The organism is uncultured Ruegeria sp., from assembly GCF_947489545.1.
Taxonomy (GTDB): Bacteria; Pseudomonadota; Alphaproteobacteria; order Rhodobacterales; family Rhodobacteraceae; genus Ruegeria.
This window is the reverse complement of sequence record NZ_CANLDZ010000015.1, coordinates 41,151-67,262: the sequence shown is the minus strand read 5'-3', so window position 1 is coordinate 67,262 and position 26,112 is coordinate 41,151. Positions and strand designations below refer to the sequence as shown.

The window sequence follows — 26,112 nt, the reverse complement described above, 5'->3', positions numbered from 1 at the left end:
ATGTTTTTCGCTCGCATATCGTCTTTCTGCCGCTTTCGGCTCCCCGGCAGCCCCGCGCCCCGTCGCCTGGCGCGCAAGACCCGTCGCGGGTCGCTGGTTGTGGGTGCGGCCCTGGGGTTGGTGATCGCAACACTTACGCTGACGCTGTTTTGGCAGAGCGAAATGCGCAAAGCCCGTCACGACCGCAATCTGGCCCGGGCGCAGCAGGTCGCGGAGATCGCATCCTTCTTCGATCTCTACGTTCACAAACATGCCTGGTGGGGTGAGATTGACCTGGGGTATTCCCTACCCCCGAAACAACAAACGTCTTTTGAGGGCTGGATGGACGGGGTTGTCTCACCGGACATCGCCGGGTTCGACATAACCTACATCATCCTGACTCTGAACGAACAATTCAGCTACTACCCGGATTTGTACGGGCTGCTTCTGCTCAGCGCAAACGAAGATCCGGCTTATGCGGATCTGGATGGGCTGCTCGATGCGCTGGAAGCCATCGGGCTGAACTCGGGAAAAAAAGAGGGCAATCTTCAGGATCGCCTACTGTCGGCTGAGAATAGGGTCGAACAGATACTGGGGCGATCGCTGGGGACAGATGAGGCCGCCATTCTCACGGCGTCACTGTCCGGGGTGCCGGAAGATTATCTGCTCCGGGAAACCCGGGCCGGCCACGCGCTGCCGGAACTAGGCAACGAGAAGGGGGTGTTTGACCTGGCTGGCAACGCCATCATCGGGGTCAACCAGGTTAGCGCGGAGAACGCCACTGCGGGCAACGTGACCGGGATTGTCGAAGGCAACAATCACACCGGGATGCTGACTGAAGTGACTGGTACACTGGACGTGGATGAGAGTGTGACGGCCTTTTCTCTGCACGTCACCAATGCTCTTGGCCTGGGCGGGATCAATGTAACGCAAGCCCAGGCCGGGCAGACCACAGTCTTACATAATGTGGCCGCCGGGACGATAGCAGCCATGGCGGGACCGCTTGGAGCGGCGGATATGTTTGGGGAGACGGTGACAACGAAAAGCGATGTCACCGGGATCGATGCCGTTCTGGCCAGCGATGTCCTGGCCAAGGGCGGGATTTCGACGGGCACAGCCGATCTCACGACCCTGACCGCTGTGCAGGCAAACGTACAAAAACTGACGGTGAGCGGATCATGCGACGGATGCTGAGTATCATCGGGAAACAGGGACTGCGCAGGCCGCGCCAGGCTCGGCGGGGATTTAGTCTGATCGAGGCCATAATGGTTCTGCTCATTCTTATTCCTGTTCTGAACCTCGGAATAAGATTTGGGACGCAACATGTCCGTAACATCGCTGGTCTGAATGAGGCGCGGCTGTTGACGCAGGTGGTGGATGCCGGTGCAACACTGGCCCTGCGGGATCTCAACGGGACGATCAACTCCCAAATCGGTGTGGGCAATGCGCAGGTTCTGGACCTGGCGGACCTGGAAGCGACGGGCCTCTGGACTTCAGGCAGCAACCAGCTGACGGCTCTCGGGCGGGAGGTGTCGCTGATCCTGCACGCCCGTGGTTCGGAGGAACTGATCATACTGGCCCGGGCCTCAGCGCTGACGGGAGAAGAAAACCCGCGCTATGTCCCCCGGGGTGGGGAGGGCGTGGGTCTCGTCGGTTTTGTCCCTCCGGATGCGGATGATCGCCTGCGCGGGCCGGGACTAGATTACGATTTGTCGGCGCTTCAGGCCCTGACGGGCGCACCGCAGAGCCGGGATGTACTTGCCATCCGGGTGCTTCGGATGGATCGGGATGTTTTGCCCTTCCTGCATCGTGCTGCACAGCCGGGCTTTCCCGAGCTGAACGAGATGCAAACGGATCTGCTCATGAACGGGTTTGATCTTGTCGGTGCGGGGGAACTGCAAGCGAATGAAGTCACGGTTGCGGGAACTCTTCAGGCGGACACGATTACCGGAACATTGATGGTGGACGGGGATGTTGAGGCGGCGGGAGATCTGACCGTGGGCGGGGAGGTGACCGCCAACGAAGCAACAATCAGCGGTGCGACCACCGCCAGCACGTTGACCGTAACGGACCAGGCCACGATCGGAACATTGAAGGTGGAGGCCCTGACTGCGAACGACTCGGTTTCTGTGGCACGGGACCTTGTGGCGGAGGGCACCGCAACCCTGGATGCGTTGGCGGTGACCGATCTGTCAGCGCAGGGGATTGAGGCAAAATCTCTGACGACCGGCACGCTTGCGGCAGACAACGTGTTTAGCTCCGCAGTCACGGCAAACACCGGTCAGATTCAAACTCTTAAAACAGGGACGTGCTCGGGATGCTGACAACCAGAACAGGACTGTGTCGGCTGTCGACAGCGGCGTTGCTGATCGCAATCACCGGGACCACCGTCGCATTGGCGCAAGAGATCCAGCAGCCGGACCCGGACGACCCTGGCCTGCGGCCGATGATTGCCCTCCGGCAGGCGTTGCGAGCGGATGTGCAGGCACTGCAACGCATCGCGGAGTACCAAGAGGGTCTTCTGGACCTGGCAGAGAAAGATTCCGAGGACGCGCTTGATGCACGCCAGTCGTGGCAGGACTGCATGGAAGAGATCAACGCCGCCACTCTCTGCGCCGCTCTGACCAGCAGTTACAAGAGGGCGGAATAGTGATCCTGCATGTAACCCTTCTGAGCATTTTTCTTCTGCTGCTGATTGCAGAGGATGTCCGGACCTTTGAGATCAACTATGCAGCGTTGGCGGTGGTGGCACTGGCCGGGGTTTGCCTCAACCTCTACCTGGGGCTTCCGATCGAGGACATGCTGGCGGGCGGTCTTGTTTGGGGATTGGCGGGTCTTCTGACCCGTTGGATACTGGGTCGTCATGTACTGGGTCAGGGGGACCTGTGGCTGTTGCCCGTGATCGGCGCGCTGGCGGGGCTATGCGATAGTGTGACTGCCATCGTGGTGTTGGCCCTGCTCTGTGTCGTAACGATGCAGAGCTACCGGATGGCCCGTGCCCGCCCGAACGGCCGCCGCAGCTTCAGCCTGTTTCCTGCGGCGCTGCCTGGGGCGCTGACCATCTTCGGCGTTCTTGCAGCCCGCATTGCCAACATCGACATCAGTTTCAACACAACCGTGTTCCGGAACCCTGCCTGGTCGGAGATCAATACGTTTCTGCGAGCAGAGGCAATCCAATGGGGAGGGGTTGTCACTGCGCTGGCCGCGATGTTCGCCCTGATCTGGATGGTTTTTGATCGCCACTCACTGCACAGGGGGTGTTCGCGATGAAACTAGCAACACCCGCACCTGATACGGACGCCCTGGTCCAGATCATGATCGGATCCACGCGCGGATGTCCTACGGTAACCGGTCCGAATACCTACAGTCGCCGCTTTCGATATCGGCGTGGTAGATTCGAACACCTGACAGTTAGTCCTGAGCGCAAATCAGAAAACTATCGTGATCGGGACGTTCTCAAGTCTGCACATCAATGCCTTGAAGAATACCTCAACCAATACCCCGAGATCAGGTCTCTTTTCCGCGAGGTGCAAGATGACTGATCCGATGTCATCGAAACGTCTTTGGCAATCAGTTGTGATGATAGCCATTCGGGATCTCTGCAATGACCATCCCCGCAAGCACCGCCATCGCCAGGGTGCCGAAAACTGGGTCGGGACATACCCGACCGCCGATTTTCGTGAGGTCTGTCATCTCGCAGGGATAGAAGCATGCTGCTTGCATACTGCTCTGTTCCGTCTGTGCCAGCTTGCACCGGCACATCGCAGGGAAGTGCTCGATACTTCTACCCCATTACCCCGCACCAAGAGGGTGGCATGATGATGGCGTGTCAGTTTGAGTTCTGCCGCCAGAAGGGCGGGTTGAACAGCACTTCGCGGAAGAGCAGCTTGCGCGGAATGCGCATCGGCCAGACCTGCCGCCACAGGATCCGGAAATACTGCGGATCATATGCCGCGTATTCGCGCAACTTGATCACGCCGGCCGCAAAGAAGACGGGGGGAACCACAAGTGCGGCGATGACCATGTCAAAGGAGAACAGGGTCACCGCGAGCATCGCCATTGAGACGATCAGGGCAATCATCGGCTCCCGTTCCACATCAAAAAGGGTCTTGTGTACTGGGCGGGATCTCATCTCGATCTTCGGTCTCACAGGGATGGCCTCAATGTGGTCTGTCTTGGCGCAGGTTACTGCGCAATCCGGACGGGAGGCAAGCTGATGCTGGACCTCGAGCGCCTTCTTGGGCCGATTTTTCCCCATGTGCATGATCCGGACGTGGTCGAGATTTCTCTCAACCCGGACAGGAAGATATTCGTGGAGCGCTTCGGAGCCCGGGCCAAAGGGGTCGGCATGATGGACCCGGATCTGGCTGAGCGGTTCATCCGCAGCTGTGCCACGGCAACGGACATGCTGATTGATCCGAAAGAGCCAATCTTTTCGGGGCGCATTCCGGGCACCGCGCACCGGATCGAAGCGGTGCTGCCGCCGCTTGTGAACGGTCCGATGATCTCGATCCGCAGGCATCGGGACCAGGTTCTGCCCCTGTCGGAGTTTGCACCGGACGCGGAACTGCGCCAGGAGATAGAAGAGGCGATTGCGACACGGAAAAACATCCTGGTTGCAGGTGGAATCGGGTCGGGTAAAACCACGCTCACCAACTCCTTGCTGGCCACGCTTTGCGAACAGGCTCCGGACACCAGGATACTTGTGATTGAGGACACGCCGGAACTGAATGTCGGGTTGAGCAATCAGGCCCAGTTGCGCAGTTCGCATGACGTGAGCATGGACCGCTTGCTCGTATCCGTGCTGCGCCATGCCCCCAATCGTATCGTGGTGGGAGAAGTTCGCACCGGTATTGTTCTGATGACACTGCTGAAGGCCTGGAACACGGGCCATCCGGGTGGGATCACCACGATCCATGCCAACTCGGCTGAAGAAGTCCTGCCTCGGATGCAGGGTTTGGCGCTTGAAGTCAGCGTCACGGATCAGATCGCCCTTATCACCTCCTGCCTTGATCTGGTGCTGTTCGTCGAGCGCGGCATCGGACCCGCTCGCATCACGCAGATTGCCCGCCCTGTTCCCGGTCGGGATCTTTCCTCCCCATTTTCCCTGGAGACCAGACATGTTGAACGTAATTGACCGGACTATCCTTTTGGCGGTTTTGCTACTGCTCGTATTCATCTCTCAAGCCGACCCGGCCTTTGCCGAGGTCAATGACTCTATTTTTGAAGACGCGCAGCCGTTTCAAAAATTCATTGCCTGGGTCACAGGTGGGTTTGCCACCTTCCTGGCGATAATTCTGGTGCTTGTTGCCGGGTTCATGCTGGCGTCAGGCAGTGATTTCTCGGGGTTCGCACGGCGCATACCAACAATGTTGCTTGGGCTCGGCTTCATCCTGCTCGCGACCAAATTCATCACGTTCCTGTTCGGCTCTTCCGGAGTCGTGCTGTTGCCGCATGAGATTGCCGCGATGCAAACACCGGCCGTTACGCGACCAGCCATCGAAGCGCGGGAAGAGATTGCCCCCGAACAAAGCCCAACACCCGAGGAAATCGCTCATGTCCGGTAGAGGTATACGCTCCAGGATTGGCAGTGCTGTTTTTGCCCCTCTGGCGAGCCTGCTGCTACTCGCTTTGGTAACCTATGTGTTTACCCTGTTTTCGTTTACGCTTCTTACCCTAGCGGGCTTTGAAATAGGTTCCCATTCAGGCTACGGCAAAGCCTTCCTTGGATATGCCGGGGCGTTTTGCGCGATCTTGCCAGTGATCGTTTCAGTGTCACTGCTCGTGCTGATCCCCGATCTCCCAAAACCTGAGCGGCGCATACTGGCGGCAATCGCTGGCATCGGCAGTATCCTGTTTGTGGTGCATGGCATCATTGCCATTTGGACGAAATCAGATATTGCCGCCCATGGTTTAGATATTGTTTTCCCCAGGTATGGGGAGACCATCCTTGTCTGATTCCCGCCTTCTCTTACTGTCTCTATCCGTTGTGTTCAGCCTTGTGCTGCCCGCATTGGCTCAGGTTTCAGCCGATGAGGAAATCTTCGGCCCGGCCGTGCAAACAGAAACCGGGCCAGGGGAGCTGGATGCACTGACCCTGCCCGCTGACCCGGTGGAAGAGCCGGACACCCCTGCTTCAGATATCACGCCGCCGCCCATTGATACCGAGGTATTGCCCGCGGCAGAGGACACTGAAGAGATCAGCACTCTCGCACCAACACAACCGACCGCATCACCGGTGGTTCCGAACACATCTCAACCGGCACCAGAACCGGAGCCAGGGGCCGATGCCGCACTCAGACTCAGTCCCGACGAGCTGCGCGCCCTCGCGAAAGCGCTTGCGGAACACATAGAACCTCAGCCTGCGAAAACTGCGGCCCCAAGTCTGACTCAGACTGAGCTGACCCAGAGAGCAATAGAGTTCTGGGGAAACCGGACCGGGGCTGTAATCCCCGGTCCGGACGGACGGGTGGTGCATGTTTTTGGCGAGTCCATTCCAACGCTTGTGTGCAAGCCTGGCCAGGCCTGCCTGCTGGAACTGGAGCCGGGTGAGGTGGTTCAGGACAATGTCGTGCAGCCGGACCTGGTGGGCTGGTCTGTCGAGCTCCGTCATCGCGATATCGTCCCGCCACAGATATATTTTGCATTTAAACCGCTTCCGGAAGCCCCTCGGAAGACAAATTTTTTCATTCTCACGGACCAGCGGGTTTACACGATCAACCTGGTCAAGGACCTGCGCTACAACACGCCGATCCTGAGCTTCAGCTATCCGGATACGCAACGGCGCGAGATGGCCGAGAAGATCGAAGCACTTAAAGCCGCACAGAAACAGAAAGCCGACGCAGAGCGGGCAGAGCGTGCCGCCCGAACCACCCGCACCGGTGTGAGCACCACGCGGGGCACAGTGCCGGCCGATGAACTGGATTTCGACTACCGCATCATGGGGACTGCCCCGTTCAAACCGCTGCGTGTCTACAACGACGGCCGCCGGACCTATGTGGATTTGCCCACAAACTACCGGGGGGACTTTCCTTCGGTGATCGGGGGCAGGGCCGAAAGCAACCGTGCCCTGAACTTTCGGGCAACGAAAGGAGGACAGCAGATCGTGATCGACGGGGTGCTGGGCAGATTTGAACTGCAGGTTGGTCGCAAGGTCATCAAAATAAGGAGACGCTCGTGAAGGACCGGCTCCCCGGATTGCTTGCCACCGCCCTGTTTCTTGTAGGCTGTGCACCGCCGATCCCGTCCATGAACAGGAGTGATTACAATCTGACGCCGGTGCAGGCCTGCGCCATCGGATTTGATATGGCACGGACCATCCATAAGACGATCTCGCTGCGCAAAACCGTGGTGATCGCGCCGGGGCGTTCCAATTCCTGCGAGACGCACACGCTGAACTATCTGCGGTTGGCCGGGTTTGCCGTGGATGAAAGCGGCCGGGGCGATGCACGCACCGCGCTCGATGTTGCCGTGACCCATGGCGAGAATGGAGAGATCACGGCTTTGGCGACGGTCGCCGGAGACCTGCGGATCGCACGGCGGTACCGGCTGGCCAATCAAGGGGTCTATGCGGCGTCCGCACCTTCGATCATCCACCTGCCCCCAGAATACCGCCGCAAGGGCGCCGGACTGCCCCGGATGCCGACTTTTCGCAGGAAAAGCACCTGATGAATTTCCCCGCCATACCCTCGCTTGTCCCGCCCCGTGCGCGGCAGTTCTCCGATGTTCTGAACTGGTCCGGACTGCTGGCCCCGGGTATTCTGGGCTGCAAAGACGGCTCTTTTGTCTGCGGCTGGGAAGTGACCGGGCTCGACACCGAAAGCCTGGAGCCGGAAGAGATGCAGGTCAGGCTGGCGCACGGATTTTCGGGCTTCGGCGATAAAGATTGTTTTTGGATACAGCTGGATCGCAGGCCTTTTGTCGGCCTGCAACAGAATGCGGACCCTTCGCCTTATCCGGCGCTGAATATCCTGGAAGCGGAGGCCCGCACCTTGTTGTCTGCGGATGGCACGCTTTACGAGAATACGATCCATCTCCTGTATCAATGGCGGCCTGCCGATTCCGGAATGCCCCTCGAGCAGGGTCTTGAGGGATTTGCGCAAGCCAGCAGAACCGTGGAAATCCGGTTAGGGGGTATCTTTGGACTGCGGCGCCTGGGGCTGCAGACGGAAGAGGATCTCGATCGCAGGGTTGATCGCTTCGACGAATTGGCAGGCCTGCTGGCAAGCGCACTGACAGGGCCGGTGCAAAAATTCCGGATCCCCAGGGATCTGAAATACATGTTTCTTGACAAGTGGCTCGGGGTTGATTTCGAGCGCGACCCGGAAACTGGACTGCCCCGTATTGAAGGTTGCCCGGCGGTCATTCTGACGATCGAAGGGATTCCGAAAGAGGCTCCACGGGGCGTTCTGGCGGTGCTGGAAACCTATGCCCTCGAATATCGCTGGACCACGCGCCTGTCGAGCATGTCCTCTCGCACGGCCCGCAAGCAACTGCGGAAAGACGAAAAAGCCTGGACCCAGAATGCCACGGATCCCGTTGCGCAGATCGTCGATGGCGGCGGTGGCCGCCGCGACAGGTATGCAGAGGAAATGGCACTTGGCGCCGAAGAGATGGCCACGGATGTGAACCGGGGCGAGGCAGTCGGGATGTACCTGTCCACGCTGACATTGATCGGAGGGCGCTATACGACGCCGGAGGAAGTCCAGGCCGCGGCCGAGGAGATCGAGGCGGCACTCGTGAACGCTGGTTTCAAAGTGCGTTATGAGCGTGAGGCCGCGCTGGAGTTATACCTCGCAAGCCTGCCCGGCCATGCGCACAGGGTTCTGCGGGATGCCATGATGCCAGTGTCGGATTTCGTGGAACTGATCCCGCTGCGTACAAGCTGGAAGGGAGAGGTGCATAATCCGTCACCGCTTTTCCCGTCCAATTCACCCGCACTGACCTGGGCGCGCTCGATGACGGGTGAACTGTTTCATTTTAACCTGCACGTGGCTGATGTCGGCCACACATTCATGTTTGGCCCGACCGGTGGGGGCAAATCGGTCCTGCTCGGTTTGCTCTGCGCCCATTGGCTCAAATACCCGGATGCACGGGTTATCTTCTTCGACAAAGGGTATTCGTCCCGGCACCTGGTCAATGTGTTCGGAGGCAGTTTCACCGCCTTTGGCGGTGAAACCGGACGGGGCGTTGCGCCGGTGGCACATCTGCACGAACTGGGTCTCGAATGGGGTGTGGACTGGGTAAGCAAGATGGCGGAACTCGGCGGCGTGTCCCTGACACCCGCCCTCCGGGACGATATCCGGGCGGGTTTGTCCAACGCGCTGAGGACCGGTTTCCTGACACTTTCGGAATTGCAGACCTTCCTTCAAAATCCCGACCTCCAGTCTGCAATTCGCCGCTTCAGCAGGAACGGTGGTTCAGGATTACTGGATGATGATGACGTTTCTCTGGATTGGAAAAACCTGACGGTTTTCGAAGTGGATGAGCTGTTTCAGCAAAACGAGCACTTGGCGCTTCTGGCACTGGATTACATCTTTGCCCAGGTCGAAAGCCGATTTGATGGCAAGCCCACCTTGCTGGTACTCGACGAGGCTCATGCGTTTTTGCGCCACCCGATCTTTGCCGGGCGCATCCGGCGTTGGCTAAAAGAGGCCCGTCGATCGAATGTGACGGTTTTGATGGCAACGCAGAGCCTGTCCGACCTCACGATGTCGGACCTGTCGGACGTGCTTCTGGAAAGCTGCCAGACACAGGTGTTTCTGCCCAATCCGGCAGCCCGAACGGAAAAAGTCCGCAAACAGTACTTCGCCCTTGGCATGACCAAAGCCCAGATCGATCTCATTGCATCGCTCACGGCCAAGCGGGACTACTACCTGGTTAAGCCGAACGGTCAGCGCGTGGTGGAATTCCTGCTGGGACCGTTGGCTCTCTCCCTGCTGGGCAAGACCAGCAAGGATGAGAGCACCCGTGCCGGACAGCTTCACATGGATAACCCCGATTATTGGAGGGAAGAGGTCCAGGACATTCTCGATCACCATTACCAGGGAGACCCATCCTCATGACATCTGTTTGGCTACGCATATTTGCAATTACCGCGGGCCTGGCGCTCTCGGCTCCTTCGACGTTGAACGCGCAGGGCGCCACCGAATTCACCCAGATGCTCAACAATTACAAACTGGCGAGAATAGTCAATCTTGAGGGCAAAAACCTTGCGATCAATGCGAAGTCCTTATCCAACGATATCCAGCAACTGGCGACACAGATCCAGACCTACGAGGCCATTCTCCAGAACCTCGAACAAATCCCCGAGACGTTGCTGGATGAGTCCATGGAACCGGTGCAGGACCTGTATGCGCTGATGAGTGAAGCCCGGGCCATTGCAGCCAGCGGGAAAGATCTCGACGAGTTTCTCCGTTCTGATCTTATCAAGGACCCGCTCTTCGACGGGAAGCCCCTTTCCGATGCCCGTTTGTCCGAGAGATACGATGAATGGGTCGATACCTGGGATGGAGCACTGGCGACCGGGTTGGGCCAGGTTGGCTTGACCCTTGAGGACATTGGAACCGAGGCCGAGATACTGGACCGGATCAACGGACAATTCCCGGGCGTGAGAGGCAACCTACAGGCCCTGCAGGTTTCCAACGAGCTGTCCTCGTCCGTGGCCCGCCAGCTGGTCGACCTGCGCGCGCTCACCGCAACACAGGCACAGCAGAACGCGGTGGCCTGGGGCAGGGTTTTGGCCGATCTGGACCGCAAGGAGAGCGCGCAGCGGGAGGGGGAAGTGATGATCCAGGAAAGCATCGAAGCTTATGAGGCCAACGACAATCACCGCACCATCAAAGAAATTCTGGAGCTCGAGGAATGAGCCGGGCCCGCCCTTGCAGTGAAGGTCAACCCTCATGACCTCTGTTTCGCTACCCGTACTTGCAATTACCGCGGGCCTGGCGCTCTCGGCTCCTTCAAGCTTGCACGCAGGCCCCCAGCCGGGTGGGGCCACCGAATTTACCCAGCTGCTCAACCATATTGAACTGGCGAGCATCGTCGGTCTTGAAGGTGAAACCCTTGCAACCAATGCGGAGTCTTTATCCAACCAGATCCAGCAACTGGCGACGCAGATCCAGACCTACGAGGCAATTCTGCAGAACCTCGAACAAATCCCCGATACATTGCTGGATGAGTCCATGGCGCCGGTGCAGGATCTGTATGCGCTGATGACTGAAGCCCGGGCCATCGCGGCCAGCGGGAAAGATCTCGACAAGTTTCTCCGTTCTGATCTCATCAAGGATCCGCTCTTCGAAGGAAAGTCCCTTTCCGACGCCCGGTTGGCCGAGCGATACGATAAATGGGTCGATACCTGGGATGGGGCACTGAAGACCGGGTTGGGCCAGGTTGGTTTGAGCCTTGAGGACATTGGAACCGAGGCCAAGCTTCTGGACCGGATCAATGGACAATTCCCGGGTGTACAAGGCCATCTGCAAGCCCTGCAGGTTTCCAACGAGCTGTCGTCATCCGCGGCCCGTCAGATGGTCGACCTGCGCGCGCTCACCGCAACACAGGCACAGCAGAACGCGGTGGCCTGGGGCCGGGTTCTGGATGATCTGGACCGCAAGGAAAGCGCCCAGCGGGAGGGGGAAGTGATGATCCAGGAAAGCATCGAAGCTTATGAGGCCAACGACAATCATCGCACCATCAACGAAATTCTGGAACTCGGGAAATGAGCCGGACCCGTCAGCCCCTTCCGGACCGCCGCCTGGCGGAGACCCGGCGTGTTGAGACGCCGCAGGGGCATACGGCCTTTATCTCGGTGGGATATCAACCGAGTTCGCCGCTGAAGCCCCGCGAGGTGTTCTACTGCGAAGGTTTCAAATCCGGCAGCGACCTTGAATATCATATGCAGGACATGTGCGTGCTGATCTCGCTGCTCCTGCAGTTCGACATGACGCCTTCAGACATCGCGCGGTCCCTCTCCCGTCGGAAAACAGAGATGGGTGAAGTGGCTTATGCCAGCCTCGTGGGTTGGGTGCTCGAGGCCGTGTGCCAGCCGCCCCAATGGGCCGATCAGGTGACCCTTGCCGGTGATCCCCCGGAACAGGAGGGCCGTGCCAATGAAACCTGATAACTTTGGGGCTCCCCCCGGCAAACCAGTGTCGGACGAAGAGCGCTTTGCCGATCTCCTTGACCCGCTTTGGTCCTCGGCTGACGACTATTACCTGGTGACCGAACGGGGGCAGGGCAAGCGCTTCGCCTTTATCGCCGGAGAGCTTGGGCGCAACCGTGTTACCGCCGAAAGTCGCTGGCAGCGCTTGAAGGCGGTCGATGACATTGAGGAGCTGTTACTCCGTTACGGATTGTCGGACATGCGCTATTGCCGATCGCTGCCGGAGGACTACCGCCTCCCCTCTGAACCTCTCGATGCAAAGGGAAAGCGGGTTCCCCCAGTCAGGAGGCCAAGCCCTTGACCCTCCATCTTGGAAACATCGAGCTAAACGTTGAGAGCGCGGAAGGTCAAGACGCGCTGGCCCGCGCCCACCGGAAAGGGGATCGTGTCGACTGCCGCTGCCGGGTGCCATATCCGAAGATGTACGTAGCCGCGGTGAACGGCCGTTTCATCGTCAAGCGGATGCCAGAAACCGGGCACGAACATGCTCCGGCCTGCACATCTTATCTGCCCCCCGGCGAACTGTCTGGTCTGGCCCAGGTGCAGGGCTCTGCGATTACGGAATCGCCCGAGGATGGGACCACCACGATCCGGCTGGGTTTTCCCCTGAAAAAAATAGGCAAACCCCGGGCAATGCCGGAACTGACCGGCCAGCCAGCTACCGAGGTAAAGCAATCCCCGTACAAGCTGACCATCACCAGCTTGTTGCATTATCTCTGGCACGAAGCGGATCTGGGCAAGTGGTATCCGGCGATGAACGGGAAACGCTTCTGGGGCGTAGTCCACTCCGCATTGGAGCGGGCCGCAGCGGGGAAGGTCGTTAAGGGACAGGATCTTGCCCGCATTCTCTATGTGCCCGAGTATTTCCGGGTTGACCACAAGGACGAGATCGCCGCCCGGCGCAATGCTCTCTTTGCGCACCTTCGGCCCGGCAAAGGCGGTCCCGCACCGCTCGGTCTCCTGATCGCGGAATACAAGACGCATGAACCAACGTCCTTGGGGGCAAAGTTGGTCTTCAAGCACGCGCCGGGCTGCCCCTTCTTTGCCGATGAGGATATCGCCCGCCGGTTCAACACCGTGTTTGCCGAGCGACTTCATCTGTCGGAATTTGTCGAAGGCAGTCATCCGATCATGATTGCCAGTTTCAGCATATCCAAATCCCGGTATCCGGTCCTGCTGGAGATGGGAATGATGCTGGTGACATCCAACTGGATTCCGTTCGAACACACGCGGGACGTGGACCTGATCACCCGACTGACCGATCAGAAGCGGGCGTTTCAAAAATCGCTGCGGTTCAATCTAAAGTCCGATGCCCCGATTGCCTCGGCCGTTCTGCTCGACACGGTGGATCCGGTGGCTCTTTACGTGGCCGAGGATCCCGACTCAGCAGAGGCGGTTGCGGCTCTTGTCGGGACGGCAAGTGAGAGCCGCTATTCCAGCTGGCTATGGACAAGTCATGACCCAATGCCCGATTTGCCTCCGGATCGCTGGAATACCCCACCTGGTGACCCATCACGATTGCCGGGCGGGGCACCTGACCATCCCCAAACTGCCAATACCGCTGGCCAGAAATCCCCGCGTAATCCGTCCGAGACCTCGAAAGTTCACGAAGGAGGACCTTCCGATGCCATCTGAGAAGCTATCTTTTCCTGTCGTTGTCCTGCCGGCGCTGGCGGCCTGCCTTCTGGTCGCACCGGATTTGGTGCTGGCGCAACCGATGGGACCGATGGTGCCTCCGGAAGGGGGCTCGCTAACGCCTTCAGAACCCGGAGATACAACGGCTGCGGATACCGTGTTCGATGATCTGAAGCTGATCCTCACGCGATATGCTGAGGGCATTCAGAAAGCGGCAAGATACCTACTGTTTGCGCTACTGGGTGCGGACCTGGTGATCAACACCGGCAAGACAGTGATCTCAAACTCATCTCTGTCTGAACTGCTGGTTCGGTTCATCTACCGGCTTCTGTTCGTGGTTTTTGTGCTGTTTGTCATCAACAACATCGCAGACGCCGTCGAAATGGTGGCCTGGTTGGCAATCGAGCTGGCGCAAAGCGCCACGGAAACCGAGACACCCATTGATGATATCAGCGTCAGTTCAATCCTCTCAGATGGCGGCGTAATAGCATTGGAGATGGCGAAGACCCTGTCGGTGTACTGGCTGATCTATGCGATCTGCGCGGTTCTGTGGCTGGTGATGACAGGCATCCAGGTCGCGATGATCATATTGGTTTTTGCGGAACTCTATATCGGTGCGCTGGCTGGGTTAATTACGCTGGCCTTTGCCGGCCTCGACGTCGCAAAGGATGCGGCCACTCGGTACATCACCACCGTTATCGGCAAGGGTCTCGCGATCCTGACCCTGTTGCTGGTGTTTTCCATGTTCGGATCTCTGGCACTCTCTGTGGCGGGTGGGGACACCCGGTCCTGGGGTCTTGGCAATCTGTTTACCGTGATGATGCTGCAGGTCATTTGCTTGTTGTTGATGTTGACCCTGCCTTCGCGCGTGGAAAGCCTGGCAGGAGGCGTTGGTTCCTCTGCTGCAGCCAGCATTGCCGGAGGTGCTATGGCGACAGCCGCGATGGTGCCCGTCGCGATGGCAACGGCCGGGGTGGGAGCAGCTGGCGGTGCCGCAGCTGCCAGTGGTCTGGCCAAGGGTGTGAGCAGCGCAGCCAGTGGTGCGGGAATGAGCGCTTCCCTGAAAGCCGCTGGAGCCGGGGCTGCGCGTACCGGCGGGCGATATCTTGGCTCTACTTTTTCGCGTGGCCGTTCGATCCGGGGTGAGATGGCCAATGATACGGTGAAACTAGCCAATCAGGTCAGGTCCATCCTGCAGGGATCATCCAATTCCTCGAAAGGCAACGAGTCATGACTTCGGAACAGGAGAAAGAAACTCGTGCCGCCCCCGATCCTGACGCGGGCTATCGCCGGGCGCGGCAGGACTGGGATGAACGCTTCGCCGGCCACGCGCAGGCTGCTCGCCAATGGCGGATGATGGCAGTGTTCAACGGCGTCCTGATGACGATCGGTGTGGGTTTCGGCGTCTGGGCTTCGGCGATGTCGAAACATGTGCCTTATATTGTCGCCTATGATGCGCTTGGCCGGGCCGTTGCGACAACGGAAGCCAAAACAGTTTCCGATTGGCCGGCGCCGGTGGTCAAACGGGAATTGGGGGATTTCGTGTCCCGGTGGCGCTCTGTCCCAGCCGATATAGCGGTTCTCAGAGCCGATCTTAACCGGATGTTCAGCTACACGGTCGCGGGCAGCGCTGCGTCCCAGCGGATTAAGTTGCAGGGACGCGCCAATTCGCCTTTCGAAACCATCAAGACGCGCACAAACGCGGTCGAGATCATCACTGTTCTCCATGAGCGGGGCAGTACGTGGCAAGTGGAATGGCGCGAGACCACACGCGCGCGCAGCACTGGCAAGACGCTCGGGATCGGACATTACAAGGGCTCGTTTGTGCTTGAACGCGCGGCCGAACTCTCGCCGGAACTCATCTCCGTCAACCCGCTCGGCATCATTGTTGATCATTTCGACATTCAGAAACTGGGCGGAAGCTGAGCATGGCACAATCCCCGAGCGTTCAGAATCTCGCACTCACAGTGTTAGTTACAACGGTCATAGCCGGTCTGGGTGTGGCCGGTCTATATTTCGGCGGCCGTTATGTGCTGGAGCAGGTCGGTGGAACCCCGAAGGAAGAGACTGCCGGTCCGGATCAGCGCACGAGCGCGCAGATCGAACGGGAAATAGCGGCACTGGAACGTGCGGCGGACGCATTCAACGAAAGCGCCGCTGAACCATCGACGCAAGACAACCTCCTGCCACAGGTACAAGAGAATGAAGTGCCACCCGAACCGCGGTCAGATCGGCTCCCCGCGGTGCTCACCGAACAGGCTGCGGAAACCCTGAAGTTGAGGGAAGAGCGGCGGCAGGCTGCGCTGACAGCCCCTCTCGGGAAAAGCCTGTTCACCATCGACGGCATTCGCAGTGCAAAGCGATCAGGACAAAGCGCGCTGGATGAATCATTGCCACCAGGGAGCGCACCCCCGGCAGTGCCTGCAAGCCCCGTCTCGCTCCCTTCATCGGTATCTGCGGACGTATCAGCGGATCCGGTGGCAACAGGACGGGCGCTCGCTGCCCCCACTTCGGGCATTGACAGCTATTCCGTGCAGCGGCCCGGGCAGGTGTTATTGGCGGCTGGATCGATCATCCCGGCGGTTCTGGTCGACGAGATCCGCTCGGACTTGCCAGGCCTGATCCGCGCCACGATCACCAATGATGTTTATGGCACACTTGAGCCCGGGCACGTGGTCATCCCGCGCGGATCCATGCTGGTTGGAACATATGCAAGCCAGACGCGTCCTGGTCAGAGACGCCTGTTCATCACCTGGACGCGAATTCTGTTTCCAAATGGTGTCGCGCTCGATCTCGAACAAGCCGGGGGCGTGGATGCAGACGGGGCCAGCGGGATCAAGGGCCGCCGTCGCACTGGGTTCTTCACCGCCATCCTGGGAACGGCCATGATCAGCACCGCGCAGAATGTCGGCCGCAAAGACACGACCAATTCGGATATAGCTGAGGCCGCCCGCATTGCCACGGGCACCGCCGTGGGCACTTTGTCGGAGCAATATTTCGGGGACACCCTGTCCCAGGGCCCGACATTCGCGGTCCGGGCCGGAACCATACTCAACGCCCAGACCGAACGGGATTTCTATCTCAAAGGGTACACCCAATGAGGCGGTTGCTCGGGCCCCTGTTGATCGTGGCGGGGATCGTGGGTTTCCTGCTGCTCGCAGGGCAGGGTATTGCCCCCGATCTCGTGAGGGGACTGTCGTTTCTGTTTGCAGAACAGGAAGAGGGCAAAACTATCCGGGGCAGCGCATGGGTGATCGATGGGGACACGCTTGTGGTCCGCGGTCAGCGTATCCGCGTTGCCGGGATCGATGCGCCGGAACTGGATCAGCCCTGCATAACGCCGAGTGGCATGGAATGGCGCTGTGGTGACGTTGCCCGCGCCGCGCTTGGCCGTCTGGTGGTGGGCAAGACCGTTGATTGCGAGGTGTCAGGGGACGATCAGTATGGGCGCTTTATAGCAACCTGCCGGGTGAACGGACGGGATGCGGGACGCTGGATGGTGAACCGGGGCTGGGCCATGGCCTACCGGCGGTATTCTTCAACCTATGTCGCAAGCGAGGCCCGGGCCCGGGAAAATCGGCGCGGTGTCTGGATCGGCACGATGCAACCTCCATGGGAGTGGAGGGCAGCGCAGAAATGAGCCAGAACGCGTTTCTTCTCCCTCTGCTTCGGGTCGCACTGGCTCTTCCGTTATGGCTTTTTGCCGTCGGTGCCATGGCCTGTACCGAACGTACAATGCTGGAGCTGATCGGAACACTCGAAGCTCCAAAAGGGTATGACCAGGTCTATTCCAGGGTTTCGGTTCAGCCACCCAGGCCGATCACAACGATGACGGTCGGGGAAGTTCTCGATTGGCAGCGCCTGGCATCGAAGACATCTGTCTCCAGTGCCGCCGGGCGTTACCAGGTGATCCGGGGAACACTGAGCAACCTGGTCGACCAGGGGGTTGTGTCCGTCGACGACATATACAGCCCCCGCACGCAAGACCGGATTGGCCTGCACCTATTGCGGAGCACCGGATATCGCAATGGAACAACTTCGCCGGCGGTCGCCAACAGGGTGGCCGGAATCTGGGCCGCCCTACCGCAGATCGGGGGCCCGGAAGCGGGGTTGTCGGTTTATGAGGGGTATGCGGGCAACCACGCGCTCATCTCAGCACCCTCTTACCAGGGTGTTCTCGACTGCTCCCTCGATGTCGCAGATGTCGAGATGGAAGCGACGGTTATCCGCGCCGGCACCCGACTGGGCTTTGAATTCGACCACATCATCGAACGGATGCTGGAAGGCAGCGAAGCCATGGCGGAACCGTTACAGGAGGCCGCCCTGTGGCTGCTGTATGCCCTCGCCATCGCGGATATCGTGGTGACGTTTGGCCGTATTGCCATCACCGGGCGGTCGCTTGGCGTGGTGATGCAGGACCTGGTTTCCCGGATGCTGGTGATCGGCTTGTTGAGTTTCGTAATCCTCAATATCGCGGACATTGTGTTCATGGTGGCGAATGTGGCCGCGCTTCTCGCGGAAGACATCACCAACAGCAAGGGTATATCCCTCTCGGCCTACGCCAGAGCAAAGACGACGCTGGTGTTTTCCTTCAGTGAAGGCTTCGGAAACCTCCCGTCTCATAGTTCGCAGCTGGTCTTTTCCCTGTCGCTGATAATCGTCTTGCTGACAGGGGCCATCATGGCATTGGCATTGCTGGCCTATGCCCGGCTCTACATCGGGACGATCATTGGTGTGCTCGCGGCCGGTTTAGGCGGGTTCACCGCGACCCGCAATGCGCCCCGGGCGCTGATCTTCAGCACGTTGGGGAACGGGCTGCGCCTGCTGACGCTGATGATCATCATGCACCTGGGGCTGGAGATGGCACAGGCCCTGCGCGGGTCCAGCCCAGGTGAGACCGCGGCGTTGCTCACGCTGATGGTGGATATCATCATAGTGCTTCTGTGCTGGCAGCTGCCCACCACCATCACCAAACTGACCGGAGGGCCTGGTCTGTGAGCTTTGTCCGGAACCTTTTCCTCTGTGTCCTGCTTATCCTGCCTGCAAGTCCGGTGAGGGCGGAACACAGCGATGCGACCCTTCTGACATTCCTCCGATGGTTTGAAGCGGAAGGCAGCTATGACCGCTATGAACACCGGATTCACATCCCACCTCCAAAACGGTTGACCGCAATGACCGTGGGCGAGGTGTTGGCCTGGCAGAGTGCCCTGAGAAAGGCCCGTGTCAAATCCACGGCCGCCGGTGGATACCAGATCATCTACAAGACACTGAACGATCTTGTCCGTCGACACCGGATCACGCGCGATACCCTGTTCAATGCAGCGCTGCAGGACCGGCTGGCACGACACCTGATCGATGATTGCGCCGCCGCCCGTGCGCACAGCAACACGGCCTTTGCCAATTGCCTCGCCGGAATCTGGGCTGCCCTGCCGCTGGTGTCCGGGCCAAAGAAAGGCCTGTCGGTCTATTACGGAATTGCGGACAACAAGGCCCGCACCACGCCTGCGAATGTACTGGCCATGCTGAGCGGCCAGCCCTTCAGTACCAAATCCACCCGAATCGCCCGGGAGACCGGCGGCGCAGGGGAAACCTCCACCCCCCGGGTCGCCACGCCGCGTTATGTGCGGATCCGCAACGCCATGCGCCAGACCGCGCAGGCAGCGGAGAACAGAACCGCCCCACAAACCTGGGTCATCGATCCTTACGCGATGGAGTAACCAATATGGACATCACAGCAAGCTCGCGGGATACAACTATGGGCATCGGACACATGGGCCGATCCCTCGTTCTGCCCGTATCTGCCATCCTGGTCTGCATCGGATATTTTGCTCCGGGCGTGAGCTTTGCTGTTGCGGTATTGCCCTTCGCCTTTGCCATCTGCACGAATGACAGGATCACCCGGTTCCTCTGGGTGGCGGGATATTTCGGCTGGGTTGCGGCGATCAGCTGTTGGGGTCTCTGGAACCTTGGCTATCCCGCAGCTGCCGTGATCCTTGCGGGGATACTGGGCACGTGTCTTGTAGCGCTCCTCTATACAGGGATGGGGGTGGGCCTGGCGTCTTTCCTGTTGCTGCCGGTCCATTTCATCCCCGGTAATCCGCTGCTCGTGGCCGGTACGGTTTTGCCGGGCACAGGGCTTCAGGGGATAATTGCCCTGGTCCTCATTGTGATCCTGGTTGAGGGCACCTCGCGCGCCTGGCTCCGCGCAGTCATCCTTCTGCTGGTCCTCATACTTGGCAACACTTGGTACGATCTGACGGGGCTCTCACGACCGGAAATGACGGAGGGTCCACGCTATCAAACCCTCGACATTGCGGACCTCAATGCGGTCACGGAATATGGATACAACGATGCGCTTGAGCGCCGGATGAGGTCAGGCAGGTCCTATATCACGGGTGAGAACCTTATCCGGTCCGATGATGCGGGTACTGTTGCCCGATGGTGCCGACGCGTACGGACGCGCGATATCACTGTCTATCTTGGCGTTCAGGATGCAGAAACCGGGCAGGGTCAGGTCTGGGAATTCAGCGATAAGACCTGCCCGACCCCGGAGATCACATATGCCGCGCGCACAGGTATTCCCGGATTGACCGGAGGGGTTTGGCTGATGGATGGGTCGCAATCCAGTCTGGCTCCAGCGTTTATTGCCTGTTTCGAGGCCTTCAGTCTTTGGCGCTGGACGGAGGTTTTGCAGCTGCGCCCGCAGACGATTGTCACCATCGCCAATGATCACTGGACCGAGCCGCTGCCCGTTGGCCGCCTACGTCGCAAGATCGGGGCGCAGTTCGAACGGCTCATATCCGTCCCCGTGTTTCATGCAGAAGCCCGGAAAACAATGCTTGTGCTGATGCCTGCGGGGAGAGCAAAGCAATGAACAGGTCCCGGTCAAAAATCAGGACCAGATTGTCTTGCTTGTGCAGTGCGCTGTGTCATCGACTGGAAAAACTTCTGCCGCCTGAACGTCAGCTGAGCTACGACTGCGATGGCTGGAGTGGTTCGGTCTCAGCCCTTCAGGGCAACGCAGAAACGACCGAATTGAAGGATCTCCGGGTCCGTTTTGCCATCTCGCCGGAACGGATTGTCAGTGACACTCTCTATGCACCGGAAGCCAATGGGTGCTGGGTGGAATACCCGGTTCGACCGCTCCCGCAGGACCAGCCTGCACCCTCCGAAATCACCGATCCCGACACATCCGGAACGCGCCCCCTGGTCTTCGATCATTTTTTCTGTCCTGCAACGGTGTTGGATCCGTGCACGGCGATCGGGACTCGTGAGCTGAGCCAGCGTATTCGGCTGTTTGCGGAAGCGGGTCTGATGTTGCGCCACAAGCAGCCTTGTCACGGCAGTCAGGTCGTCGAGGCGTTCCTGGCGCGCTACCCTGATATCCCCCAGTCTGAGGCCTGGCTCCTGCAACCCACGTTTCTGGCGGTACATGTGCCATTCAAACACGGACCTTTCTGCATCTGGATCGATCAGGTCAGGGATGACGCTCTGCCGCGCCTGTTCAGCCAGGCCCTGACCCAAGAGGGATACCCGGTTGGCGCAGCACAGAGCCGACCGATCAATACATGGACCAACCGGGACGCCCGCCTTGATCTGTCGGCCTTCGGTGAAGCAGGTGATCCATGCTGAAACTCCTGGGAGCCTCTTTTGGTTTGCTCGGCGTGCTGTGGCTGACGGTCTTGGCCGGTCAGCTGACCGGTAACCTGTCTCCCTCGGCTCCAGTGGGTCTCTATCTTCGGGCTGAGCGTGAAAAGGCTGCCTATGTGACCTTTTGCCTGCGCGCGGATCATTCCAGCCTGCCGTTCTATCCCCGGCTTTGCTCCCCGGACAGTCCTGACGGGCAACGCATCATCAAGCAGATCACCAACCGGCATGAGGACGGCAGCCTGACGGTAACCGGGAAGGTACCGGGCTCGATCGATTCCAGCCTGCTCGGGCGCATCCACCCGGATCAGGTTCGCGGATATTGGAGGCATTGGCACCTGTGAGAAAACCAAGGCCATCCAGTCCCGCCGAATACAAGGCCGAGATTGCCCGCGTCCGTCAACGTGAGGAGAGGCGGCTTCTTCGGGAAGCCCAGCGGGCTGGGTACTTTGATTTGAAGATCACCACGCCCCAGTTGCGGAAAATGCTCGGGGCCCTGCTCAAAGACTCCATCCGAATCTCGCAACTCAGAGGATTGGAGGAAGCCATGAACGACATGAAATCAACCCTCAGCAAGCAACAGCGTAAAGATGACACACGGCGCAAGATTCTGCTCGGGTCGTTTCTGATCGCCCAGATGGAGCACAGACCGGAAGACTTTGGCTGGGTCAAACAGGAACTCGAAAAGTTTCTGGACACCCACACCAAGGCAAACATCGTCGCCCAAAACAAGGTTCTCCTGGCCGAGTTTCTGAGGTGACGCGGAATACAGGTTTGTTCCGACAAGGGAACGCACAGCCCCGGAGTCACTAATGCAACCTCTGAATTTCTACCCAAGCCCGGGGAACGACAAAGAAAGAGAGCAAATGAAACACACATCAAAAGACGGTCAATCGGGAACGGCGCGAAGGGCACGGCCCGTGGATGTTCATGTAGGTGAACGTCTGCACCAGAAACGGCAACAGGTTGGCATCAGCCAGGGTGCGCTTGGCCGAATGGTCGGGGTAAATTTCCAGCAGATCCAGAAATACGAGAACGGGCATAATCGTATATCCGCTTCCCGGCTATGGAGCATCACCAAGGCTCTGGATGTTCCTGTCAGCTACTTTTTCAAGGGATTGAACCCAGGCGATAAGCGGGTCAGCGATGACCTGTTCGCGCGGCACGAAACTTTTGCACTGCTAACTGCCTGGTACGGCATGCCCGAGAGCCAGCGCAAGTTGCTGCTCGAGCTCGTAAAGGACATGGCCCAAATGACTGATCTGGCAGGCGCAAACTGAACAAAAAAAGGTGATGCCATGATAACTCGAGAAACCCAGGAAAGAACCCATATTTTATCAATCTATGTTGCGGCCGTGGGGTGCGTGATCTTCATGTTCAGCCTGCCGATTTTGTTTATGGGGTACCAACCCTACAACACAAGATTCCTGCTGTGGTCATTTTTGGGACCTGTACTTCTGCTCGGCGGTATGGCTGCCCTGACCTATGACACTCTGAGTTGGCGGCAAGTCCGGTTCGGGGCCCTCAGCATCGGGGCAGGGTGGTTGTTGGGGGTCGCACCTCCATCCGACAACTCCCCTCAAGCCATCGGGCTGTTGTGGCAACCGCTCTGGAACTCGTCGCTGCGCCTCCTGACCAATTCCGGTGGACTCTACCCCGTTGAGCTTCTGCTGCTGGCCCTGACGATTATTGCATTCCTGGGGATGTGCTGGGGGGTCGGGGGAATGTTTCGGAAATTTACGACACGCAAGGATCCCTTTCTAACGCGGGGAACATCCAAGGGCGGCGCCAAAATCCAACGTGCCCGATGGGCCACTCCTAGTGAAGCGGCGCAGAGTCTCAACGCACCTGGTGGCATTGTTCTGGGAGAAATGACACCCGTGGAAATTGGCGGGTTCAACGCGTTCAAACCCGATGATCCATATACTTGGGGCAGGCAGGGCAAGGGGCCACTTCTTACGATGTTACCTACGGATGGTAATGGGCAAATCATTGTTTTCTCGGAACCCGGTGGCTACAAAACATCCGGCCTCGTGGTCCCTACTGCGCTCACGTACCAGGATGCCCTCTTTGCCAACGATCCTAAACTGACACTTTATGCCCAAACGGCCGATTCACGTCGCCAAATGGGGTTTAATCCAATGAAGATTTCCGCGACGGATGGGCTTGATCCGTTTCGGATGCTGTCACCTCTCCTCGATGGCCATCCCTCGGTATTCTATGCGTTGGCCAAGACCTTGATACCGCAGGGTCCTGGCGCGACAGAAAACTCGATCTACTGGCGGGAAAAATCCGTCAACCTGTTGACCGCCCTGATACATTACTTCCTGGAACAAAATTCCCAGAACATCTCTCTCGAAATCGCGCGCTTCCTTTCACAACCAAAAAGAGAGGTTCTCAGGGGAGCAGACCAAATTGCTGCCAGCACCCATGAATCCTATGTGCAGATTCCAATGGATGCCCTGCACAGTGAGAGTGACGAGGGATATCCCGGACTGATTTCCGGAGTGCTCAACAAATTCTCTTTCAGCCAGTTTTCAGATGTGCGGGGATTTCTGTTGGAGCCGCCAGACAGCACCAAGCACCGTCTGGCGCTGGACCCCAAGACCGATATTTTTTTGAATATGCCCACGGCCACGATGAACAACTTCAGCCCAATGGTCAGGTTGCTCCTGGCATCGTTCCTGACGGCAGCACAATTGACTGAGCAACCGGAGCGACCGCGTGTTCGCCGATTGTTCATTCTCGATGAGGCCAAGGGGTTCGGCAACATGGATTTGCTGGAAACCGTGCGTGATGAGGGTCGCGCGATCGGCCTGCATCTCATGATGATTTATCAAACCTGGGGCCAAATGGAAAAAATCTGGGGCCGGGACTCCGCCAAAGCGTGGGAAGACACAGTGGATGCTCGCATTATGGGAGCGATCAGCGATCCGGACAGAGCCCGAAGTGTAGCGGCCATGCTCGGTAAGGACACAATTGCGATCAAAACCGAGACAAGTTCGACTTCATCGGCCAAGTATCAGATGTTCACCGGGACAGTTGGCGAAGGAGCCCACGAACAACTCAAGGAAATTCCCTTACTGTCGGAAAGCGAGCTCGCAAAAATTCCCCGACACGGGGCCCTGATCCTGACCCGCGACCTTCCTCCAATCCTGGCAAGCAAGGCGATTTACTTCACCCGGGCCGATATGAAAGACAAGGTGAAGTCATTCAGCGAAATTGCGGCGGAGCTGGAAGAAGACCGCCAAAAAGTCAAGGACGCAGCAAAAACATCCAAACCACACGAGAATGAAAGCACTCAAAACTTCGAAAGCAATGACAGCCGCGACGCCGGTAATGCGCCCGACAATAACAATCATCGCCACGAACAGCGGACCAGAAACCGCCAGGAAGAAATGCAGAGCAGCCCGCAATCAAAAAGTACTGAACGGGAAACCTTCGATCTGTTCGATAAATCTGAATACGAAACCCGGGAGGGACCTGCACAAAAGGAACCGTCTCAGAAACCAAGGAAAATCTAGACCGCTTTGAATTGATAGTGGAGGTTTTCAGATGACGAAAAACAATATGGCAGAACTGACCATCCCGCAGGCCGCCTGGCTTCGGTTTGCCGAAAACAACCAGTCTCACCGCGCCTGGATGATGCTGGTGTCCGCGGTCAGCCACGGAGATACTGATCGAGCTGAGGTGCTCTTGAGCATTTTGTCTGCCTGGGGCAAGACCCGGAAAGACCCGGCCAGGTCCGTATCAGTAATAGGCATTGCCGAGGCGCTGCGCCGCATCAAAACCGGTGGCGGTGCAGCTTTGGCTCTTAATTGGCAGTTACAATTCGACCAAATAACCAAGCAGGCAACTCGGACAGGAGGTACCCGATAATCCCAAGATCGCGGGCGATCTTGGCTTTGGCGATACCTTCGCTCGCCAGCACCTGAAACCATCATCCCGGTGGATCACAGGCCGATGATGCACTAACAATCAACTCGGACCAGTCAGATGAGGCTGCTCAACGGCACTAGTAAATCGTTGGATTGCGACACGTCTAACTTGTTTGCTCTCGTCGTAACCGCTGATCCCCCAGGTACATACGCGCAGCTGTAGTCATACCCTATAGGCCTCGACTTTGGGCCATCAGGGCCTACACTAGTTGATGAAGTCAATGCACCCGCATAAGGTCAATTCTAACAACCCTAGAACGCACCTTTCACGCCACAAGTGCTCAAAAGCCCCAACCGACACCTATGTGAGTCAGTCATGAAACTATCCGTCCGTAGAGATGAGTTTTCACTTCAGTTGACACATCCAAATTCAAAGCTCTTCTTCGTGAGGGTGGTTAACCCCGATACTCTTTTTGGTTGCGTAGAAGTTTCTGATTTCAGAATTGCCGAGAATGATGAACGCTTGGGCTATGAAGCACTCGAGTACATTTGGGAGAACTTTCCTAATCTGTTCTCTTTAAACCAATGGAGATTCAAAAACATTTATCCACAGCTTCACGATGACACGGTTGGACTAAATAGAGACTGTGTCACGAAGCGGTTTGATGAGGTAACACGTCTTCTTAGAATGTTTTTTGAAGAAAGAGGTATCCTTATGACAAACTCATTTTTGGATCAATCTCACGGCAGATTTGATAGCTTCTACGAAATCAGAAAATTGGTCGCCACTCATCCAAAGTAAAAAATCCAGGC

At 58.3% G+C, this 26,112-nt stretch carries 31 protein-coding genes; 30 read left to right on the top strand and 1 reads right to left on the bottom strand.

The window, feature by feature from the left end:
* From Q1B13_RS18545 to Q1B13_RS18525, 5 genes are read left to right on the top strand one after another with little or no spacing between them, the layout of a single operon-like run.
* A complete protein-coding gene (locus tag Q1B13_RS18545; protein WP_299082918.1) occupies window positions 1-1,173 on the top strand; it encodes a hypothetical protein in 1,173 nt (390 codons plus the stop codon).
* Window positions 1,158-2,303, top strand: coding sequence for a polymer-forming cytoskeletal protein (locus Q1B13_RS18540; protein ID WP_299800191.1), 1,146 nt, complete (start codon window positions 1,158-1,160; stop codon window positions 2,301-2,303). The genes Q1B13_RS18545 and Q1B13_RS18540 overlap by 16 nt, the downstream gene beginning before the upstream one ends.
* Window positions 2,297-2,629 carry a hypothetical protein gene (locus tag Q1B13_RS18535; RefSeq protein WP_299082920.1) on the top strand — a complete coding sequence of 111 codons (333 nt, stop codon included), beginning with the start codon at window positions 2,297-2,299 and terminating at the stop codon, window positions 2,627-2,629. Before Q1B13_RS18540 ends, Q1B13_RS18535 begins: the two co-directional genes overlap by 7 nt.
* Window positions 2,629-3,249, top strand: coding sequence for a prepilin peptidase (locus Q1B13_RS18530; protein ID WP_299082921.1), 621 nt, complete (start codon window positions 2,629-2,631; stop codon window positions 3,247-3,249). The genes Q1B13_RS18535 and Q1B13_RS18530 overlap by 1 nt, the downstream gene beginning before the upstream one ends.
* Window positions 3,246-3,521: a hypothetical protein gene (locus Q1B13_RS18525; RefSeq protein ID WP_299800188.1), complete on the top strand. Its 276-nt coding sequence runs from the start codon at window positions 3,246-3,248 to the stop codon at window positions 3,519-3,521. The genes Q1B13_RS18530 and Q1B13_RS18525 overlap by 4 nt, the downstream gene beginning before the upstream one ends.
* Before the next feature lie 287 nt (window positions 3,522-3,808).
* Here Q1B13_RS18525 and Q1B13_RS18520 read toward each other — a convergent pair whose 3' ends face one another.
* Complete coding sequence (locus Q1B13_RS18520) at window positions 3,809-4,060, bottom strand: hypothetical protein (protein WP_299082923.1); 252 nt, start codon at window positions 4,058-4,060, stop codon at window positions 3,809-3,811.
* A 135-nt stretch (window positions 4,061-4,195) separates the two neighbouring features.
* Between Q1B13_RS18520 and Q1B13_RS18515 the strand changes: the two genes are divergently transcribed.
* The 25 genes from Q1B13_RS18515 to Q1B13_RS18395 all read left to right on the top strand — a co-directional run bounded on the left by Q1B13_RS18515 (window position 4,196) and on the right by Q1B13_RS18395 (window position 26,101).
* On the top strand, window positions 4,196-5,116 hold the full coding sequence (locus Q1B13_RS18515) for an ATPase, T2SS/T4P/T4SS family (RefSeq protein WP_299082924.1): 921 nt from the start codon (window positions 4,196-4,198) through the stop codon (window positions 5,114-5,116).
* Window positions 5,100-5,546 (top strand): TrbC/VirB2 family protein, encoded by a 447-nt coding sequence (locus Q1B13_RS18510; protein WP_298937218.1) that lies wholly within the window; start codon window positions 5,100-5,102, stop codon window positions 5,544-5,546. Before Q1B13_RS18515 ends, Q1B13_RS18510 begins: the two co-directional genes overlap by 17 nt.
* Complete coding sequence (locus tag Q1B13_RS18505; RefSeq protein ID WP_299082925.1) at window positions 5,536-5,937, top strand: hypothetical protein; 402 nt, start codon at window positions 5,536-5,538, stop codon at window positions 5,935-5,937. The genes Q1B13_RS18510 and Q1B13_RS18505 overlap by 11 nt, the downstream gene beginning before the upstream one ends.
* A complete protein-coding gene (locus Q1B13_RS18500) occupies window positions 5,930-7,159 on the top strand; it encodes a TrbG/VirB9 family P-type conjugative transfer protein (RefSeq protein ID WP_299082926.1) in 1,230 nt (409 codons plus the stop codon). Before Q1B13_RS18505 ends, Q1B13_RS18500 begins: the two co-directional genes overlap by 8 nt.
* Window positions 7,156-7,647 carry a hypothetical protein gene (locus Q1B13_RS18495; RefSeq protein ID WP_299082927.1) on the top strand — a complete coding sequence of 164 codons (492 nt, stop codon included), beginning with the start codon at window positions 7,156-7,158 and terminating at the stop codon, window positions 7,645-7,647. The genes Q1B13_RS18500 and Q1B13_RS18495 overlap by 4 nt, the downstream gene beginning before the upstream one ends.
* Window positions 7,647-10,043, top strand: a complete 2,397-nt coding sequence (locus tag Q1B13_RS18490) for a hypothetical protein (RefSeq protein ID WP_299082929.1) — start codon at window positions 7,647-7,649, stop codon at window positions 10,041-10,043. The genes Q1B13_RS18495 and Q1B13_RS18490 overlap by 1 nt, the downstream gene beginning before the upstream one ends.
* The gene (locus Q1B13_RS18485) at window positions 10,040-10,846 is read left to right on the top strand and encodes a hypothetical protein (RefSeq protein WP_299082931.1); all 807 of its coding nucleotides are present in this window, start codon (window positions 10,040-10,042) and stop codon (window positions 10,844-10,846) included. The genes Q1B13_RS18490 and Q1B13_RS18485 overlap by 4 nt, the downstream gene beginning before the upstream one ends.
* Before the next feature lie 34 nt (window positions 10,847-10,880).
* Window positions 10,881-11,699, top strand: a complete 819-nt coding sequence (locus Q1B13_RS18480) for a hypothetical protein (RefSeq protein WP_299082932.1) — start codon at window positions 10,881-10,883, stop codon at window positions 11,697-11,699.
* Entirely contained in the window at window positions 11,696-12,097 is a 402-nt protein-coding gene (locus Q1B13_RS18475) for a hypothetical protein (RefSeq protein ID WP_299082933.1), read from the top strand. Before Q1B13_RS18480 ends, Q1B13_RS18475 begins: the two co-directional genes overlap by 4 nt.
* Window positions 12,087-12,440: a hypothetical protein gene (locus tag Q1B13_RS18470; RefSeq protein WP_299082935.1), complete on the top strand. Its 354-nt coding sequence runs from the start codon at window positions 12,087-12,089 to the stop codon at window positions 12,438-12,440. Before Q1B13_RS18475 ends, Q1B13_RS18470 begins: the two co-directional genes overlap by 11 nt.
* The gene (locus Q1B13_RS18465) at window positions 12,437-13,774 is read left to right on the top strand and encodes a DUF1173 family protein (RefSeq protein WP_299082936.1); all 1,338 of its coding nucleotides are present in this window, start codon (window positions 12,437-12,439) and stop codon (window positions 13,772-13,774) included. Before Q1B13_RS18470 ends, Q1B13_RS18465 begins: the two co-directional genes overlap by 4 nt.
* Window positions 13,764-15,008 (top strand): type IV secretion system protein, encoded by a 1,245-nt coding sequence (locus Q1B13_RS18460; protein WP_299082937.1) that lies wholly within the window; start codon window positions 13,764-13,766, stop codon window positions 15,006-15,008. Before Q1B13_RS18465 ends, Q1B13_RS18460 begins: the two co-directional genes overlap by 11 nt.
* Window positions 15,005-15,700, top strand: a complete 696-nt coding sequence (locus Q1B13_RS18455; RefSeq protein WP_298937206.1) for a VirB8/TrbF family protein — start codon at window positions 15,005-15,007, stop codon at window positions 15,698-15,700. Before Q1B13_RS18460 ends, Q1B13_RS18455 begins: the two co-directional genes overlap by 4 nt.
* 2 nt (window positions 15,701-15,702) lie before the next feature.
* On the top strand, window positions 15,703-16,875 hold the full coding sequence (locus tag Q1B13_RS18450; RefSeq protein WP_299082938.1) for a TrbI/VirB10 family protein: 1,173 nt from the start codon (window positions 15,703-15,705) through the stop codon (window positions 16,873-16,875).
* Window positions 16,872-17,414 carry a thermonuclease family protein gene (locus Q1B13_RS18445; RefSeq protein ID WP_299082939.1) on the top strand — a complete coding sequence of 181 codons (543 nt, stop codon included), beginning with the start codon at window positions 16,872-16,874 and terminating at the stop codon, window positions 17,412-17,414. The genes Q1B13_RS18450 and Q1B13_RS18445 overlap by 4 nt, the downstream gene beginning before the upstream one ends.
* Window positions 17,411-18,772 (top strand): hypothetical protein, encoded by a 1,362-nt coding sequence (locus Q1B13_RS18440; RefSeq protein ID WP_299082940.1) that lies wholly within the window; start codon window positions 17,411-17,413, stop codon window positions 18,770-18,772. The genes Q1B13_RS18445 and Q1B13_RS18440 overlap by 4 nt, the downstream gene beginning before the upstream one ends.
* A complete protein-coding gene (locus Q1B13_RS18435; RefSeq protein WP_299082941.1) occupies window positions 18,769-19,491 on the top strand; it encodes a hypothetical protein in 723 nt (240 codons plus the stop codon). The genes Q1B13_RS18440 and Q1B13_RS18435 overlap by 4 nt, the downstream gene beginning before the upstream one ends.
* Before the next feature lie 5 nt (window positions 19,492-19,496).
* The gene (locus tag Q1B13_RS18430; protein WP_299082943.1) at window positions 19,497-20,648 is read left to right on the top strand and encodes a hypothetical protein; all 1,152 of its coding nucleotides are present in this window, start codon (window positions 19,497-19,499) and stop codon (window positions 20,646-20,648) included.
* On the top strand, window positions 20,645-21,406 hold the full coding sequence (locus Q1B13_RS18425; RefSeq protein ID WP_299082944.1) for a hypothetical protein: 762 nt from the start codon (window positions 20,645-20,647) through the stop codon (window positions 21,404-21,406). The genes Q1B13_RS18430 and Q1B13_RS18425 overlap by 4 nt, the downstream gene beginning before the upstream one ends.
* Window positions 21,400-21,765, top strand: a complete 366-nt coding sequence (locus tag Q1B13_RS18420) for a hypothetical protein (RefSeq protein ID WP_298937199.1) — start codon at window positions 21,400-21,402, stop codon at window positions 21,763-21,765. Before Q1B13_RS18425 ends, Q1B13_RS18420 begins: the two co-directional genes overlap by 7 nt.
* 203 nt (window positions 21,766-21,968) lie before the next feature.
* Entirely contained in the window at window positions 21,969-22,181 is a 213-nt protein-coding gene (locus Q1B13_RS18415) for a hypothetical protein (RefSeq protein ID WP_299082945.1), read from the top strand.
* Between the two features lie 106 nt (window positions 22,182-22,287).
* Complete coding sequence (locus Q1B13_RS18410; RefSeq protein WP_298937197.1) at window positions 22,288-22,701, top strand: helix-turn-helix transcriptional regulator; 414 nt, start codon at window positions 22,288-22,290, stop codon at window positions 22,699-22,701.
* Between the two features lie 267 nt (window positions 22,702-22,968).
* Complete coding sequence (locus tag Q1B13_RS18405; protein WP_299082946.1) at window positions 22,969-24,945, top strand: type IV secretory system conjugative DNA transfer family protein; 1,977 nt, start codon at window positions 22,969-22,971, stop codon at window positions 24,943-24,945.
* Between the two features lie 31 nt (window positions 24,946-24,976).
* Entirely contained in the window at window positions 24,977-25,300 is a 324-nt protein-coding gene (locus tag Q1B13_RS18400) for a hypothetical protein (RefSeq protein WP_299082947.1), read from the top strand.
* A gap of 375 nt (window positions 25,301-25,675) precedes the next feature.
* Window positions 25,676-26,101 carry a hypothetical protein gene (locus tag Q1B13_RS18395; RefSeq protein WP_299082948.1) on the top strand — a complete coding sequence of 142 codons (426 nt, stop codon included), beginning with the start codon at window positions 25,676-25,678 and terminating at the stop codon, window positions 26,099-26,101.
* Window positions 26,102-26,112 lie beyond the last annotated feature (11 nt).